The following is a 15,541-nucleotide window of genomic DNA, read 5'->3' as shown; positions in this document are numbered from 1 at the left end:
CTAAAATTAGTAAATATGCCTCAGTACACACGACGCGGGTTTCTCGAAGCGGGTCTCGGCACCGCCGCGATTGGTTCTATCGCCGGTTGTTCTTCTAATGCTGATCAGACGACGATTGTGATCGGTGGGTCGTATATCCCGGAATCGATCGACCCCGTCACTCACAGTGGTGGACCGCTAGGCCGGATCGGCGTCTACGAATCGCTGTTTCGCGTCACGCGGGACGTGGGGATTGAACCCCAGCTAGCTGACGAGTGGCACGTCTCGCCGGACGGGACAACTTGGACCATCGGCATCAGGGACGGCGTGCAGTTTCACGACGGAACGAGCCTGATGAGCGAGGCCGTCGCGTTCTCGCTCTCTAGAGCGTTCGACGAGGCGAGTCTCCTGTCTCCGCTCCCGGTCGAATCGATTAGCGCGACCGACACGCACGAGGTCGTGATAACCACCGGCGAGCGATTTGCACCGCTACCGTCCTACCTGGCGCATCGGTACGCGACCGTCATTAGTCAGAGTTCGATTTCCGATTCGGACGGCTTCGTGGAACCGGTCGGTACCGGCCCGTACATGTTCGACTCGTGGGAATCGGGCAAATCCATCACCGCTACGAAAAACTCGGACTACTACGGTTCGTCGCCGCAGGTCGACCGAGTGGTGTACGAGGGAATCCGAGACAACCAAACGAAGGTTTCCAGCCTCGATGCAGGTGAGTCGGACATCGTGGTCAATCTTCCCGTTTCCGCGATGGAACGGATATCGCGCGCCGAAGATACGAGAACTCAGACGACTCGCACGCCTCAAAGTCGATTCTTAGCATACAACGTCCGCGAACCGCCCTTTGACGACCTTCGAGTCCGACAGGCGGTTAATCACGCAATCGATACCCAAACGATAGCGAGGACGATTTTGGAGGGTATCGGTGACCCCGCGATTGGCCCGTTTTCTCCCGAATTGACCGGGTGGGCCAACGACGAGCTTGAACCGTACGAATACAGTCCCGATAGAGCCAGATCTCTACTCGCGGAGGCCGGTTGGACCTTGGAAGCCGACGGGGACGAACTCCGCCATCGCGATGGAACGCCGTTCGACGTCGTCCTGCGAACCTACACGCGGCGTCCCGAGCTTCGCATCATTGCGACGGCGATTCAGAACCAACTCAGAGCGGTCGGCATCAACGTCGAAATCAACATAACCGAGTGGAGCGCGCTGAATGAGGATATGCAGGCCGGAGAAACCGATTTCAGTTTGCTATCGTTCAATTTCTTCTGGGTTCCGGACCCAGACCGGGCGATGTCGTTTTACCACTCCGAGGACACACAAATCTACACCGGGTACGAGGATTCAGAAGTAGACGACCTGATCGAACGGGGGCGGCGGACAACGGATGACGACGAACGGAAACGGATCTACGAGAGGGTACAGGAAATCGTTCACGACGATACTCCGCTCGGGATGTTAACTTACAGCGAGACCGTCACGGGGATTCGGAACCGCATCGAGGACTTCACGCTTCATCCCACGATGTACTCTCATGGGGTACAGAACATACGACTTCACTGATAGCCGCGCGACTGCCATCAGCTCCTCCCGTACCTGGTTCGATGGGTGTTCGAAACGGCCGGCGAAATCGCCACGCCGGTCCGGTAAGGTCAGACAGACGCTTAGAACCGTGCGGCGCTCACGGAACGTCACCGGCGATGATGTACTGCTCGTACTCCGGTACTTCCCCCCAGAGCGTCCGCTCCATCAGCGGTTCATGGGTGACGTTTTCGAGTCCCCCTTGTCTCAGTATCTCCGATAGCTCCTCGGGGGGACGGCCGTCGTACAGCGGCAGGTCCTCGTGAATTCGCTCGTAGCCGTCGAACGGCTCGGAGAAATCCCAGTGTCCTTCGATGAGAACGATGCGACCGCCGGGCTCGACGACTCGACGCCACTCCCGCACCGCCCGCGAGGGGTTCGGAAGCGTCCAGATGAGATGCCGCGCCGTCACCAGGTCGTACCCGTCGTCGGGTTCGTCTAGTGATTCGGCGTCTCCGACGCGAAACTCGACAGCGTGGTCTGTCTGTTGACGCTTCTCGCGGGCTTGTTCGAGCATCTCGGTCGAGTAGTCGACTCCGGTGACGTCGTGACCGAGGTCGGCCAACAGCAGCGAGATGACGCCGGTACCGCAGCCGACGTCGAGTATCCGCTCCGACGAGTCGCCCGTCCACGCGCGCAGTACCGACAGCCACGCGTCGCGTTGCTCCTCGCTTTGGAGAGCGTGGTGACTGTCGTTGTCGTACGTATCAGCCCGCTCGTTCCAGTAGGCTTGAACCGCCTGCTTGACATCTTCTGCGGACCGGCCGGACTCTGTCACAACTGGTCACCTCCACGGTCACTCCCGTGACCATGCGGCGCTCGGGCACGGCACGTACGGGCGTCGATAGTCGAATACGTTGCCGTCGAGTTCCGTTCTCTCTCTGCCATTGTTATTAAATCTGGATAGTATATTACTTATAATTTCTCACTTTTTGGGATTCGGTTATCAAAATAATCATCTCGTTTGCCTGAATCCATCCTCGTTTACCGCGACTAGATTATTAACCACGTGGTATATAATCGCAGTATTTATTATACTAATCTCTAATTTTAATAACACATGTCTCAGTACGCGCGACGACGATTCGACGCCGTTGAACCCGTTGCCGCCTCGTTCGGCTCTCTCGCAGGGTGTCCGTCGGATGACGCCGGCCACGGTACTGGGAGCGTAGACGGGCCGGGGGCGCAGGTGTCGTCCTCTGTGTTCGCGGTCGCCGCGAGCGAGGGTGCAGGCGAGACCGCAACCGCGGAGTCGCTACGGAAGCCCTTCGAAGCATGACTGACCGAAGCTCTAGCGACACCGAACCAACGTGGAGCGGCGATGCCGACCCCGGGCCATCCCCGCGACCTCGCAGAGAACTGATGTCACTCGTCGTCGGCTCACCTGAGCGACCAGCTTGTACGCTTTATCCGCCGGATGTGGCGGTTCCGTACCGAACGACGACGTGGATAGCGGCGTACGGCGATTCGTTCGTCAACCTCGGGGACTGGCGATGACGCCGCTAACGACGCTTAAGCCGTCTCCTTCCACGCACGTCGGTGGAGACGGAGGTGAAAGATGACCTACAGTGAGTCGACTGGCGACCACAACTCACTCGACCGCCAGCCGTACGAATATGTAATCATCGGCGGTGGTGTTCACGGGACGTGCGTGGCGAACTACCTCCTCGACGAAGGCCGCTTCGACCACGAAGAACTCTGTCTGGTCGACCCTCACGAACGGTTACTGGCGTCGTTCGCGACGAAAGCACGACAGTGCGGGATGCAAACCCTCCGTTCGACGTTCGTCCACCACATCGACACCGAGCCGTTCTCGCTCGATTCGTTCGCGGAGGGCGCACACCGGGAACACGAACTCGTTCCGACCGAGGACTATCCGAACCGACCGACACTCGACCTGTTTCTCGACCACGCCCGGTACGTCATCGACCGACGCGATATCGACGCTTGCCACCGTCAGTCGACGGTAACGGGTGTCACGAGGTCCCGGACGCGTGGGTTGCTCCGCGTGGATACGTCTCGTGGGTCGCTCGACGCTCGTCGCGTTGTTCTGGCCGTCGGCCTCGGGGGTCAGCCGACAGTCCCTTCGTGGGCGGCGTCGCTCTCCGACGCCGCGCGGCTCGCGCACGTTTGGGACGACGACTTCGACCCGGCGGCGGCCGCGACCTTTGACGGCCGGACGTTCGTCGTCGGCGGCGGTATCACGGCGGCGCAGCTCGCCTGTCACCTGTCGAAACGCACAGATGTGACGCTCCTCTCGCGGCGCGGCTTGGAGGTCGAACTGACCGAGGCGGACCCACAGTGGATCAACTGGCGACACATTGAACAGGAGATTCACTCGCTCCCTCCGGGCTCGGCAGCCCGCTACGACCGGATTCGCGCCGCGCGCCACGATGCGACAATCCCACCGTACGTCGCGCGCCGACTGGCGGACGCCCGCGACTGCGGCGACCTCGACGTTCGGTGCGGCGAGATCGACCACGCGCACGCGGCGGACGGCAGACTGCAGCTCCGATTCGACGACGGCACGACCGCCACGGACGTACAGGTCGTGCTCGCAACCGGGTATGACCCCGCCCCGGAGCACCCGCTCGTGGGAACGCTCGCCGAATCGCTGTCGCTCGAACGCGGGGCGAACGGCTTTCCCGTCCTCAACGACCGGACGCTCGCGTGGCGACGGACTGATGGCGCCGATTCGGCGCTGTACGTCTCGGGCGCGCTCGCGGAGATGAGCGTTGGCCCGTTCGCCCGAAACGTCGTCGGTGGTCGCCGCGCCGCGGAACGCCTTCTCGAACCGTACGACCAAGTGAACTCGGAGGCTACCGCCTCGCTGTCGAAAGGGCGGCCCTGACATGCCGCCGAACGACCTCACGCCCGCATTCTCGCTGCGGGCGCTCGACGAACTCGCGCGACCGAGCCACGCGCTCGAAGACGCCGCGCGGTGGACGACCCACCTCGGAATCGTCTCCTCGAAGCCGTCGTTTATCGAACGGCGGCGCGTCCGCGAGGCGGGGTATGAACAGGAGTTCCTGTCGGGGCCGCGCTCGATTCCGGAGGCACTGGCGAGCGTGCGGGACCACTTCGAGACGACGCGGTACGTGTTCGTCGGCACGGAAGAGACCAGCGAGGTCGTCACCCGAGTCCCCGACTGGACGTACCAGTCGGTCTCGGACGCCGCAGCAGCCGCGGGGTGGCAGCTCGCGACGACCATCGCTGCCGACGAGGCGTGGCCCTACCAGGAATAAACGCGCTTCGAGGGACCTGCGGTCGACTCGCTAAGTCAGTGACTCTCGTGGATGTGGCTGCGGAGCGAATCGGTACTGTCGAACTGCTCGTCGCACTCGGCGCACGTGTTGTGGTGGAGGGCGACGTGCTGGGTCACACCGGCGGCGCTCTGGAACTGTGCATCGCAACTGGAGCAGGTGTACGCCATTCCGTTAATAACTCAACTGGAAGAGAACTAAAATAGTTATTAAAAATAGGCAGGTACTGCTTGCCTTAGCCTAATAACATCGCGTTCGGACTAACTAACGACGACAGATTCGGATGGGAGAGGCGGTCCCCGATCCGTTCCTAGAGCGCTTCTTGTGCCCGTTCTCGAAGCGGGGGTGCGAGGCTCGTGTCGTTCGCGAGTTTGTCGAGCGCGTCTGTCGCTCGACACCGACTAAGCGCGTTCAGGGCCTGGCGACGGTACCGCCCGTCGAGGCCGCTTGTGACCACGACAAGTCGAAGTTGCGCAGTCGCCCGTTCCTCGGCGAGCTCACCGATGGCGTCTTCCCGCGTTCCGCGCGGGACGTTCTTGTCGACGACCGTTTGAAACAGCGAGCGTGGCGAAGACATCGTCAATCGGCGAGGCCGACCTCCTCGGCGCTCTCGGCGGACTGTGCGTCCCCGTCCGCAGCCTCTTCGGCGTCTTCGGGACGTTCGAACGTCGGGAAGCGGTCCTCGAAAGCGCTCCAGTCGGCGTCCATCTCCTCGTCGGTCAACGTGGCCGCCTCGAGGTCCGCGCGGAGGTCGTCGTGGTCGATGTCGGTGCCGATGAGGACAAGTTGCGAGCCCCGGTCGCCGTACTCGGGATGCCAGCTTTCCTCCAGTTCGGGGTACGCCTCGAAGTACTGCGCCTGTTCGTCCGCCGGGAGTGTCGCGAGCCACTGCCCTGCAGGCGTGAGTCGAATCGACTGGCCCGCGACGTCGATACCCAGCGCGATGTCCTCGCGACCCGCCAGCCAGAAGTGTCCCTTCGAGCGGACGACGTTCGTCGGCAGTTCGTTCAGCAGGTCGGCGAACCGCTCCGGGTGGAACGGCCGACGGGACTCGAAGACGAACGAGGTGACTCCGTGTTCTTCCTCCGCGGAGGCGTGGGGTTCTTCGAGCTCTTGCATCCACCCGGCGGACTGGCTCGCCGCCTCGAAGTCGAATCGACCCGTGTCGAGGATTGCGTCTGGGTCGACCGCACCGTGTTCGGTTCGGAGGATTTCGGCGCGCGGCTGTAGCACCTCGACGACTGCCTCGATCTCGTCGAGCGCCGCTTCGTCGACGAGGTCGCATTTGTTCAACAGCAGGACGTCGCAGAATTCGATCTGCTCGACGAGGAGGCTCCCGAGGTCCTTCTCGGTGTCGCCGTCCATGAGCGACTCCGCCGAGCCGAACGTGGTCCAAAACTGGTGGGCGTCGACGACGGTGACCGTCGTGTCGAGTTCGTAGTAGTCCATCGGCTCGATGCCGGTCTCCTCGTAGAACTCCGTGGGGTCGAGGTCCGACTGGTCGAATCCCATCGTGAGCGTCTGTGCGACGGGGAGCGGTTCGGCGACACCGGTCGATTCGATGACGAGGTAATCGAACTCGCGAGCCTGCGCGAGCTTCGCGAGCGCGTCGAGCAGGTCGCCCCGAAGCTCACAACAGATACAGCCGTTCGACAACTCGATTAACTCCTCGTCGTCCTCCGAGATGTCGGAGTGTTCGGCGACGCGCTCGGCGTCGACGTTCACCTCGCCCATGTCGTTGACGAGGACCGCGATATCGAGGTCCGTTTGCGTGTTTAGGAGGTTGTTCAACACGGTCGCTTTCCCCGCGCCGAGGTTGCCGCTCAGCACAGTGACGGGAATCGTCTCTCGACTCATCTGTTATTAACTCTAGACCATATCTTATTTATAATTGGCTATCTAGACTATTTTGTTGTTAATCGAGCCCCCAACGACCCCCCAAACGGACGAGTCGCTCGACGCCGTTATCGTCGGCGCAGGTGCCGCTGGCGTCGGTATTGGCGTCGTTCTCGAAGCCCTCGCCCTCGACTCCTACGCGATTCTGGAGCGAGACGACGTCGGCGCGTCGTTTCGACAGTGGCCCGAGGAGATGCAGTTCATCACCCCCTCGTTTCCCAGCAACAGCTTCGGCTGTCGAGACCTGAACGCCGTCACGACGGACACGTCGCCCGCGTTCGCGCTCGACCGCGAACACCCGACCGGCGAGGAGTACGCGCAGTACCTCCGCGGAGTCGTCGAGTTTCATGACCTTCCCGTCCGGACCGGCGTAGCTGTCGAATCCCTCCAACGCCACGACGATGGGTTCGTTCTGGACACGTCCGCTGGTACCGTCCGGAGTCGCTTCGTCATCTGGGCGGCCAGACAGTTCGGCCGCCCGAACGACGAGCCGTTCCCCGGTGCGGGTCACTGCGTCCACAACTCCCAGGTCGACTCGTGGCACGCGTTCGCCGACGAGTGCGTAGACGACCCAGTCGCGGTCGTTGGCGGGTACGAAAGCGGAATCGACGCGGCGCTCACGCTCGCCGAACTGGGCCACGAGGTACTCGTCCTCGACGAGGAGGGTCCGTGGCAGTATCGCAGCCCAGACCCGAGCGAAGTCCTATCCCCGTACACCAGCCAACGCCTCCACGAGGCGCTCGAACGGGACCGACCGATCACTCTCAACGACGGCATCCGCGTCGAACGCGTCGACAGAGACGACGGCTCGTTCGAGGTCGTCTCTACGAGCGGTGAAACGTTCACAACGCGGAACCGACCCGTGCTCGCGACGGGGTTCCAGTCCGGTCTCGGCCCGGCGGACGACTATTTCGAGTTCGAGAACGGCCACCCGAGACTGACCGAGCGAGACGAGTCGACGGCGACGCCGGGACTGTTCCTCGTCGGCCCCCACGTTGCACACAACGGACAACAGTTCTGCTTCATCTACAAGTTCCGACAGCGGTTCGCGGTCGTCGCCGACGAAGTCGCTGCAAGACTCGGTATCGACCGCGCTCCCCTCGACGAGTACCGTGAGAAGAACATGTTCCTCGAGGACGCGTCCTGCTGCGAACCAGACATGTGCGACTGCTAACCGTGACACGACACTCATCACAGCCCGACAGCCGAAGCGAGCGCTCGAACGACGCGCGAGACGACGACCGACACGTGTGTCGGATGACCGGCCGCGAACAGGGCCTCGTCAGTAAGTACGACATCTGGCTCTGTCGGCAGTCGTTCCGTGAACTCGCGCCGAAGATTGGGTTCAAAAAGTATGACTGACACACGCCCTCGGTCGAACAGTCACTCCGCGACGGGGCGCGACGAGACGGGAAACGACCGGCGAGAGACCGTCGTCGTCGTCGGCAAAGAGAGCGTCGGCAAGTCGGAGCTCGTTGCCGGCTTCACCGGAACGACGCCGACGACCGGTAACTTCCGCGGAACGACCGTCAACGTCGAGCGATACGAGTCGGACGAGTTCGTCTTCGTCGACACGCCCGGAATTTTGCTCGGGACTGACACCGAGACCACCCGAACAGCGATCAGCGCCGTCGAAGACACCGAGACGGTGCTCCTCGTCGTTCGCGCAACGAACATCGACGACGACCTCGAGGACCTGCTGCCACTGGTGCAGGGAACAGTCGGCGCGATTGCCGTGACGTTCTGGGACAAAGTCGAGAACCAGACCGAAGCCCACGACGAACTGGACGCGCTCGCCGACGACCTCGGGGTGCCACTCGCTCCAGTGGACGCGCGAAACGTTTCTCGCGTCGCGACCGACGGCGGCGGGGCGGCGGTCGACGGACGCGAGCGGACGGAACTCGTCAGCGCGCTCCGCGATGCCGACGAGTTCCCGGGGCGGGTCACCCGGCAAACTGGAATTCATCTCGACCCACCGGAGACGATCATTGAGCATCCACTTCTCGGCCCGTTCGTCAGTATTGCCTTGCTTCTGTTGCCCGCCGCGGCTGCAGTCCACTTCGCGAACGCTGCTGCTGCCGAACTCTCCCCCCAAGTGAGTACACTGTTGGAGCCCGCGGTTCGGTGGACGAACGAGCTCCCGGGACCGCTGTCGGCAGTTCTGGGCGGCGACTACGGCGTGCTCTCGATGGGGCCATTCCTATTCGTCTGGGCCGGTCCGACGATCCTCATCTTCGCGGCGTTCATGGTCGTCTACAAGCAGAGCGGACTCGTCACGCGGATTACTGCGTCGCTCCATCCGCATCTTCGGCGCGTGGGCCTCACCGGTCGGGACCTCGTTCGCGTGGTCATGGGATTCGGCTGTAACGTCCCGGCGGTCACCAGCACACGTGGGTGTTCGGACTGTACACGCCGGACGGCCGTGTCGACGATTGGGTTCGGATCCGCCTGCTCGTATCAGTTTCCGGCGACGCTCGCCGTGTTCGCGGCGGTCAAGATGCCATGGCTCGTCGTTCCGTACCTCGGGATTCTCACGATCACGACACTGGTCTATGCGCGCCTGATCGCACCCGAGCGTGCGCGAACGGCATCGCTGTCTACTGAGAACCGTGCGTTCCTCCAGTGGCCGACCTGGCAGTCAGTGTGGCGCGAGACCAGAACCGTGATTCGGAGTTTCTTCGTGAAGGCCCTCCCCGTCTTCGCCGGAATCGTCCTCGTTGCATCGGTTCTCGACTATTTCGGCGTGCTGGACGTGGCGGGTAAGGCTCTCTCGCCGGTGATGGGACTGTTCAACCTCCCCGGTGAGACGGCGCTCGTCGTCGTGATGGGATCGATCCGCAAGGATGGTCTACTCTTATTACAATCAGACGGGCTCAGCGAAACGTTGTCCGCGATGACTCCCGTGCAGGTACTGACCGCCGTCTACCTAGGGGGGGGTGTTGCTTCCCTGCCTCGTGACGGCGATCACGGTCGCGAAGGAACTCTCCCCGAGATACGCCGGTCGAATGATGCTCCGACAGGCGGCAGCTGCCGTCTGCTTCTCGCTACTCATCGGATGGGGCGGTGCAATCCTCTTCTAGCCGATGACGGGCGAAACCATGACGCTCGCGTTTGAGCTTGCTGCACTCCGGCAGACCCGTGAGCCACAGGCGGTCGTCGTCGATGCGCGACGATGGGCGCAGAACGTCGGTCTCATATCGACGGATTTCGGAGCCGCTCACGCCTTCAGCGCCAAGTACCTCGTCCGTCGAGATTTTCAGGTGATGCCAACTGCATCGGACCTTCGGCACCTCGGTAGCCAATACGATACGGAAAGACACGTCCTGATAGGGACTACTTCCAATCGGCCGGAGTATCTCCCTCCTCAGCACTGGGAGTATCTCAGTCTCGCAGATGCTGCTACTGCTGCTGGCTGGTATCTCGAGAACCCGGAGACTACACTACGAGAGCAATGGACTGCGCGGTTGTACCGTGTCCTCAGGAGACGAGAATGAAAATTGGTATTCTCCAGCGACAATACAATTCAGTATGAACGACGAGCCAGTAGATATCGAACTCGACTTTGGAGATGACGGACTGGTTCCAGCGGTTGCGCAAGACGCACATACTGACGAGGTTCTGATGCTCGCGTACGCTTCACCGGAAGCGGTGGCAGCAACGCAGGAGACGGGACTCGCCCACTACTACTCTCGGAGTCGAGATGAGCTTTGGAAGAAGGGTGGGACAAGCGGACACATCCAACAAGTTCTGGAAATTCGGGTCGATTGTGACAGAGATGCGCTTCTCTATCGCGTTGAGCAAGAGGGCGGGGCCTGTCATACGGGATACCGTTCGTGTTTTTCCCGAACGATCGATGACGAAACAGTTGGAGAGAAAGTCTACGATCCAGATGAGGTCTACGGGTAGGTCAATTCGGTAGCGTGGCTGGCTATTGAGACAAGGGGAGATAGCTCCACGGCCCCTGTCGTGGGAGGCACTCCTATCCCCTGTATGGCCAATATGGCCGAACGTCTCCACGAGAAGAAGCTGATCCGAAAGGACCTGTACAACTTCGCCCGGATCGTGATGTGGCTGCCCCAGTACCAGGACAGCGACCCCGAGATGATTGTCACAGACCTCAAAGACGTCTTCTCGAGGTGGCCTTGGTACGACGAGCAGGAGACCGAGCACCAGGTCCGCTACGAGTTCTCGAACACAATCGCGACACGCCGTTGCCGATGAACTGCGATAATGACGATTTACAACGCTACTACATCGGCTAGGACTAGCGTCCCTACTCGATCTGGGGCAGCCTCCCGTTCCCTGATGAGATGTACGAGCAAGTCGATGAGCAGTCCACCGGCCCCGCAGGGCAGTTCTAAATCATAGATTTTTCTCAGATATTCGAGAGCTGTGTTGCAGACCAAAGACAGTCTCTTCAAACCCCTCGTCGAGCAATTTTCAGCGGCTAAAACAACCAGAATTGGGTGAATTGGGGTATTTCACGATCCGAAGTTCCGAGCCGGAAGACCTCAAGAGACTCAGAACAGGTGAAGCAGCGGCCCTAGTAAATCCTGATACGCACGATATTACCTCCATTACCCCTCCGTCGAGCAATTTTTGAAATCGGCGAGTCATCATCGACCCCGTCGAGGTGTTTTCTACGCCCTCAAATCGACCCGACGGGGTTCTCCTTCGATTTGAGGGCGTCATATCGTCTTGCATATCGCGAGTTTCGTCCAAAGAAAGAGGCGATATGCAGTGTGCGAAGGCCGCCGGCTCTCTCAGGCCGAGAGGCCATCACCGGGGTAGCGGAACTACAGAAGTATCAGAATTAGCGCATAGGTTGACGGGGGCGTTTCGGTGGTGTCTGTTGCCCCCGCGAGGGGGTGACGGGGCGCATCACTCGCCCCCGATAGACGATGGCTTCGGAACCACACAACGAGACACAGGCAGCGGATCACGCAGGAACTACCACCGACAGTGAGGCGCCGTGGGCGGACCTCGAGATGACGGTTCCGACCGACCGGGATCACGCGTCGGTCGTTGCGCTCGTGGAGTGTGCTCTCGTCGAGCTCACGCACGAGGCCGTGGGCGCCGTCTTCATCTCCCGGTAGGTCGGGCGGTCGACGCGGACGCAGTACGTCGCCGCCGCCGACGTCGGCGAGCAGTTCCGGAAGCCGCACTTCGACGACCGGTTGGGCTGGCACGAGACCACCATTTCTCGACGAACCGTTCGCGAGGAACTCATTACCCAGCTTACGCGGTCCCCCTCGACGTCGGTGGAGCGGTCAGATGAGAGAGCAGCCAACGAGCCAGACGCCTTCGTCGTGAATCCAGTTCGAGAGCTCCAGACACCGTAGCGGCCAGACTTAACCAACATTCTCGGACGAGACCGACACTTGGTCTTTTCAGATGCAATGCGATACCGAGTGCGCCCGCTGGAACGACCAGAATTGTCAGGAGGACTAGCCTATCGTGAGTCTCTCGTTGTGATCTGAAAAGACCAAACAGTGTTGGTTAAAGCTGGGGCTGGACCCACTCCCTTGCCCCCACCCTCCGCCCGACTCCTCGAGTGAGTGCTTCTTGACGGATGGGTGATCCGAAGAGGTACCGGATCTGTACGCCATGAGTTGTTTTCGGCGCCGGAAGGCGTGCAGCGCGTAATAGCGTGCGCTGCGTGACTCACCATGCCTGGTCCCGACCCTCACGACGACACGAGTCGCGACTACGAACAATTCGAGAAGGAACAGCTCGCCCAGGACCGTGACGCCGCCCGGGTTGACACGGCGGACGTCGACGATGCGACGGCCCGGAGTCTCGTTGAAGACCTCATCGACGCGGACGTCGTCACTCCGGTTCCTGAAGACCAAGTTCTGGTTCACGAGCCGAGCGGCACTACCTTCGACTCGGCGACGCAGCTGGCCGTCTTCCACCATGGCTGGACAGCCGGCCGTGACGCCGACGGGGAGGGCGAGTGATGTAGTAGACCCTCGTCGGCTGCACGTTTTGCGACTCTCCGCCCGGTACAGAGACTGGCGAGGCCCACACCTGGGGCCAAGACGAGCGGGTCACCCACCCGATCTGCGTCGACTGTGCGATTCAGACGCGGTCTGATCCTGGCGAGTGCGATCACGTCGCCTGTGACGGCTGTGGACTGGTCGTCGACACGCTCGCAGCGCTCACGCGATTCCGTGTCGAACTCGGGCATCTGGAAGGCCCGTTGCAGCTGTGCACCCGCTGTAGTCCGGGTGGACTCGCGACGTACTGGACGCGCGACCTCGAAGAGCATCTCGTCGCGACGCCGGCGGAGTGACCCAACACTCTTTACTGATTCGCTGTAAACTGTAATTAAGAACAAATCGTGTCACGCACCTCAAACCGCGCCGACGGCGACATCGTCCAGGACTTCCTCTCGGTCGCCGATCTCCTCGAGGAGCCACAGCTCGCCCAGCTGTACGCGTACCTCGCCCGGGAGAGGGAAGCGACCGTCCAGGACGTAATGGACGACCTCGAATTCGCACAGGGAACCGCTTACAGCTACGTCAACCGGCTCGTCGACGCCGGCGTCGTCGACGTCACCGACGACGAACAGCCTCGCCGGTACGCTGCTCGGGAGATCGAACTGACCGTGACGACGACCGCGGGCGACCGCGAGTACACGATCACGCCGGCGCTCATCGACGCCGTCGGCCGCCGCAAGACGGACGCCGACATCGGCACCTACATCGACCGCCACGGCGTCGCCGGCCTCGCGACCGCGCTCACCTACGCCGTCGCTCGGGAGCGTGGGGAAGTAACCCACCGCCTGATGGCCGAGGATCTGGACATCTCGCCGCTAGCTGCGGAGATGATTCTCCAGGCGCTCCGGCCTGTCGTCCACGAACACTACGACATCGAGGAGGCAGGAGCGGGACTCGACGAGTTGGACATCGACGGCGACAGCGCTGACGACGCGTGAGCCGGCTCCACATCGCTGACACCGGCCTGTTCGTCGCGATGGGGCAACCGTCGAACAGTCGGTACCAGGCCGTCCGGGGGTTCGCTCGCCGGAACGACATCGCCTTCGTCCTGCCCGAACGAGTGTACGAGGAGCTGACCGTCGACGATCCGGACGTTGAGGACGTGCCAGTTGACACCGCGATCGACGAGGGCTGGGCGACGGTCGCGCCGCCGCTGGAGTTTTCAGAGCCGGTCGTCTCGCGGGTGATGGACGGCGTCCAGCGGTACATCGCGAACGCCGACGACCGCCCTGCCGACGAGGTCGAGCGTGCCGACGCCGCCCTCGCCGCCTTAGCTGCCCAGCATCTCAGTGCGGGGGCGGCAACCGAGGTGTATATCTACACGACCGACATCGCCGCCGGCGAGGGGGCTGAAACCGTACTCGGGAGTGAGGGGTACGGGGACTCGGTGACGTTCGTGAACGGGTTCCGGTTCATCGAGGACCTGGTTTCGAGTCGTAGCTGAGGGATAGGGACGGAAGGAGACGCATCTTACGAGGATTTGTGGTCGCTCAGCATCTCCTCCTTATTCGATTCCAAGTACCATCGCTACAAGGGCGACCAAAAATAGACCAGCGACAACCGTCGCTTCGAACCACGAAAACGCAGAAGATGCAGCTAACCCCGCTTGAAGGTCACTTGCAGCACCAACGAGTGCGCCGCCGATGAGCAGGAGCACAAAGAGGCCAACAATGAGGCGACCATCGATCTGACCACGTTGGCTGGATGCTGCAGCATCGGCTTCTTTCCATGTACGTAGTGATTCTCCAGTCAACCGCCAATAGACGACGTGTTCAGTAACAATCGTCGCGAGCTGTGTTCCACCTCCGACGAACCACGCTGCACCCCCACCTGCAGCGATTCCGTATCCCCACACGAGGAGCATCTCTGCGAAGGGATCAACCGGCGTTGCAGCGAGTGCCGTGCTCAAGCTCGTGAAGATGATGGCGAAACCGGTGAGGAGAATGTACATTCCCAATCGGCGCGTCATCGCAAATTGATCTCGGATTTGGTCGAAGGTGTGAACAAGGCGGTCGATTTCAGGCGGAACTACGTCTCGCCGTTCATCTGGATGCAGATCCCAAACGAGAACGCTGCCGATTTTCTGTGACTGGACTCGATTCTCGAGTTCGAGCTCGTCTAATCGGTTCTCGACGCCCTGTCGAGACATATCTACTGCATCGGCGATATCCTGCGTTCCCATCGCGATACGGTCGTTCTCACGGAGGACGTTCAGGATCTGCTCATCTGGAACCTCCTTTCGGTCATTGGTCGAGACGAGGTCGACGAGGAGCGAGCGTAGTGTCATACAACCTCCGAGATGATGGCACCAGCTGCAACTGCAGCGGCCGTTACGAGAACAACGATACCGACGAGGACGTAGACGATTCCCCAGAAGCTGAGATCGATCAGCCCCGTCGTCCCCAGCGCGCTTCCGAACAGGAGGAAAATGAATCCCCCGCACACAAGCGCGATAGCGCCCTCGGCGGCATCAAGCAGGTCACTCATCTGGACATCACCCGGTTATGATTCGAGTACGTTAATCGCATCGTTCAGTAACACGTACATTTCGGGGGTACAAAGGTCATATCGACCGTTTTTGTGATTTTACGGTCTGGATTGGACTGGGGATAGACGAAGTGGCATTTTGCCCCTGCAAACACCGTGTTGGTCCAGAGCAAATCGCACGAATGCAGCGTGATAGACGGTTCACGACTCATTGATGAAAGCCCTCGTCCGCTCGACGTCCCGCGACCGCCGCTGCGCGCCTCGTCCCTGCGGTGCTTGCGGGGTCGGGGGACGGCCGAGGCGGCCTCGCCCTTT

The 15,541-nt window shown here is 61.4% G+C and carries 15 protein-coding genes and 4 pseudogenes; 14 read left to right on the top strand and 5 right to left on the bottom strand.

From position 1 onward, the window contains the following. Window positions 1-15 precede the first annotated feature (15 nt). Window positions 16-1,560 (top strand): ABC transporter substrate-binding protein, encoded by a 1,545-nt coding sequence (locus DVK03_RS18150; RefSeq protein WP_233506123.1) that lies wholly within the window; start codon window positions 16-18, stop codon window positions 1,558-1,560. Window positions 1,561-1,678: 118 nt separating this feature from the next. Here DVK03_RS18150 and DVK03_RS18145 read toward each other — a convergent pair whose 3' ends face one another. Beyond that, window positions 1,679-2,356, bottom strand: a complete 678-nt coding sequence (locus DVK03_RS18145; RefSeq protein ID WP_115803432.1) for a class I SAM-dependent methyltransferase — start codon at window positions 2,354-2,356, stop codon at window positions 1,679-1,681. 282 nt (window positions 2,357-2,638) lie between these two features. Between DVK03_RS18145 and DVK03_RS18140 the strand changes: the two genes are divergently transcribed. From DVK03_RS18140 to DVK03_RS18125, 3 genes are all read left to right on the top strand, one after another. Further along, on the top strand, window positions 2,639-2,857 hold the full coding sequence (locus DVK03_RS18140) for a hypothetical protein (RefSeq protein ID WP_115803431.1): 219 nt from the start codon (window positions 2,639-2,641) through the stop codon (window positions 2,855-2,857). A 279-nt stretch (window positions 2,858-3,136) separates the two neighbouring features. Beyond that, window positions 3,137-4,429, top strand: a complete 1,293-nt coding sequence (locus tag DVK03_RS18130; RefSeq protein WP_115803429.1) for an FAD/NAD(P)-binding protein — start codon at window positions 3,137-3,139, stop codon at window positions 4,427-4,429. Window position 4,430: 1 nt separating this feature from the next. Further along, entirely contained in the window at window positions 4,431-4,823 is a 393-nt protein-coding gene (locus DVK03_RS18125; RefSeq protein WP_115803428.1) for a hypothetical protein, read from the top strand. A 35-nt stretch (window positions 4,824-4,858) separates the two neighbouring features. Here the strand turns inward: DVK03_RS18125 and DVK03_RS19855 are convergent, their stop codons facing one another. Both DVK03_RS19855 and DVK03_RS18115 read right to left on the bottom strand, forming a co-directional pair. Next, window positions 4,859-5,011 carry a C2H2-type zinc finger protein gene (locus DVK03_RS19855; protein ID WP_158250849.1) on the bottom strand — a complete coding sequence of 51 codons (153 nt, stop codon included), beginning with the start codon at window positions 5,009-5,011 and terminating at the stop codon, window positions 4,859-4,861. Window positions 5,012-5,420: 409 nt separating this feature from the next. Continuing rightward, window positions 5,421-6,698: a GTP-binding protein gene (locus tag DVK03_RS18115; RefSeq protein ID WP_115803427.1), complete on the bottom strand. Its 1,278-nt coding sequence runs from the start codon at window positions 6,696-6,698 to the stop codon at window positions 5,421-5,423. Between the two features lie 61 nt (window positions 6,699-6,759). On the opposite strand from DVK03_RS18115, the gene DVK03_RS18110 reads away from it, so the two are divergent. The 10 genes and pseudogenes from DVK03_RS18110 (at window position 6,760) to DVK03_RS18060 (ending at window position 14,183) form a co-directional block, all read left to right on the top strand. Beyond that, on the top strand, window positions 6,760-7,911 hold the full coding sequence (locus DVK03_RS18110; protein ID WP_115803693.1) for an NAD(P)/FAD-dependent oxidoreductase: 1,152 nt from the start codon (window positions 6,760-6,762) through the stop codon (window positions 7,909-7,911). 2 nt (window positions 7,912-7,913) lie between these two features. Continuing rightward, entirely contained in the window at window positions 7,914-8,099 is a 186-nt protein-coding gene (locus tag DVK03_RS18105; protein ID WP_058567877.1) for a 30S ribosomal protein S14, read from the top strand. After that, window positions 8,092-9,817 (top strand): annotated as a pseudogene (locus tag DVK03_RS18100) (nucleoside recognition domain-containing protein). Before DVK03_RS18105 ends, DVK03_RS18100 begins: the two are co-directional and overlap by 8 nt. 448 nt (window positions 9,818-10,265) lie before the next feature. Beyond that, on the top strand, window positions 10,266-10,643 hold the full coding sequence (gene hisI / locus DVK03_RS18090) for a phosphoribosyl-AMP cyclohydrolase (protein WP_115803425.1): 378 nt from the start codon (window positions 10,266-10,268) through the stop codon (window positions 10,641-10,643). 75 nt (window positions 10,644-10,718) lie between these two features. Continuing rightward, window positions 10,719-11,098, top strand: a pseudogene (locus DVK03_RS18085) (primase-associated protein); the annotation flags it as partial. 540 nt (window positions 11,099-11,638) lie between these two features. Continuing rightward, window positions 11,639-12,079, top strand: a pseudogene (locus tag DVK03_RS20315) (hypothetical protein). 327 nt (window positions 12,080-12,406) lie between these two features. Continuing rightward, window positions 12,407-12,697, top strand: coding sequence for a hypothetical protein (locus tag DVK03_RS18075; protein WP_115803424.1), 291 nt, complete (start codon window positions 12,407-12,409; stop codon window positions 12,695-12,697). A gap of 8 nt (window positions 12,698-12,705) precedes the next feature. After that, a pseudogene (locus DVK03_RS20310) lies at window positions 12,706-13,032 on the top strand (hypothetical protein); the annotation flags it as partial. 48 nt (window positions 13,033-13,080) lie between these two features. After that, the gene (locus tag DVK03_RS18065) at window positions 13,081-13,677 is read left to right on the top strand and encodes a helix-turn-helix domain-containing protein (RefSeq protein WP_115803423.1); all 597 of its coding nucleotides are present in this window, start codon (window positions 13,081-13,083) and stop codon (window positions 13,675-13,677) included. Further along, complete coding sequence (locus tag DVK03_RS18060; RefSeq protein ID WP_115803422.1) at window positions 13,674-14,183, top strand: hypothetical protein; 510 nt, start codon at window positions 13,674-13,676, stop codon at window positions 14,181-14,183. The genes DVK03_RS18065 and DVK03_RS18060 overlap by 4 nt, the downstream gene beginning before the upstream one ends. Window positions 14,184-14,243: 60 nt before the next feature. On the opposite strand, the gene DVK03_RS18055 is transcribed toward DVK03_RS18060, so the two are convergent. Then, the gene (locus tag DVK03_RS18055; RefSeq protein WP_115803421.1) at window positions 14,244-15,026 is read right to left on the bottom strand and encodes a winged helix-turn-helix domain-containing protein; all 783 of its coding nucleotides are present in this window, start codon (window positions 15,024-15,026) and stop codon (window positions 14,244-14,246) included. Further along, window positions 15,023-15,226, bottom strand: a complete 204-nt coding sequence (locus tag DVK03_RS18050) for a hypothetical protein (RefSeq protein WP_008605631.1) — start codon at window positions 15,224-15,226, stop codon at window positions 15,023-15,025. The genes DVK03_RS18055 and DVK03_RS18050 overlap by 4 nt, the downstream gene beginning before the upstream one ends. Between the last annotated feature and the right edge of the window lie 315 nt (window positions 15,227-15,541).

The sequence above is a fragment of the Haloferax sp. Atlit-109R genome (assembly GCF_003665865.1).
In the GTDB taxonomy this organism is placed as follows: Archaea; Halobacteriota; Halobacteria; order Halobacteriales; family Haloferacaceae; genus Haloferax; species Haloferax volcanii.
Note: the sequence above shows the minus strand (reverse complement) of the source record. Positions and strands in the feature narration are given on the sequence as shown.

Excerpts from the sequence above, each read along its gene's own strand:
- DVK03_RS18150 (WP_233506123.1), top strand. The coding sequence starts at position 16 with ATGCCTCAGTACACACGACGCGGGTTTCTCGAAGCGGGTCTCGGCACC.
- DVK03_RS18140 (WP_115803431.1), top strand. The coding sequence starts at position 2,639 with ATGTCTCAGTACGCGCGACGACGATTCGACGCCGTTGAACCCGTTGCC.
- DVK03_RS18130 (WP_115803429.1), top strand. The coding sequence starts at position 3,137 with ATGACCTACAGTGAGTCGACTGGCGACCACAACTCACTCGACCGCCAG.
- DVK03_RS18125 (WP_115803428.1), top strand. The coding sequence starts at position 4,431 with ATGCCGCCGAACGACCTCACGCCCGCATTCTCGCTGCGGGCGCTCGAC.
- DVK03_RS19855 (WP_158250849.1), bottom strand. The coding sequence starts at position 5,011 with ATGGCGTACACCTGCTCCAGTTGCGATGCACAGTTCCAGAGCGCCGCC.
- DVK03_RS18115 (WP_115803427.1), bottom strand. The coding sequence starts at position 6,698 with ATGAGTCGAGAGACGATTCCCGTCACTGTGCTGAGCGGCAACCTCGGC.
- hisI (WP_115803425.1), top strand. The coding sequence starts at position 10,266 with ATGAACGACGAGCCAGTAGATATCGAACTCGACTTTGGAGATGACGGA.
- DVK03_RS18075 (WP_115803424.1), top strand. The coding sequence starts at position 12,407 with ATGCCTGGTCCCGACCCTCACGACGACACGAGTCGCGACTACGAACAA.
- DVK03_RS18055 (WP_115803421.1), bottom strand. The coding sequence starts at position 15,026 with ATGACACTACGCTCGCTCCTCGTCGACCTCGTCTCGACCAATGACCGA.
- DVK03_RS18050 (WP_008605631.1), bottom strand. The coding sequence starts at position 15,226 with ATGAGTGACCTGCTTGATGCCGCCGAGGGCGCTATCGCGCTTGTGTGC.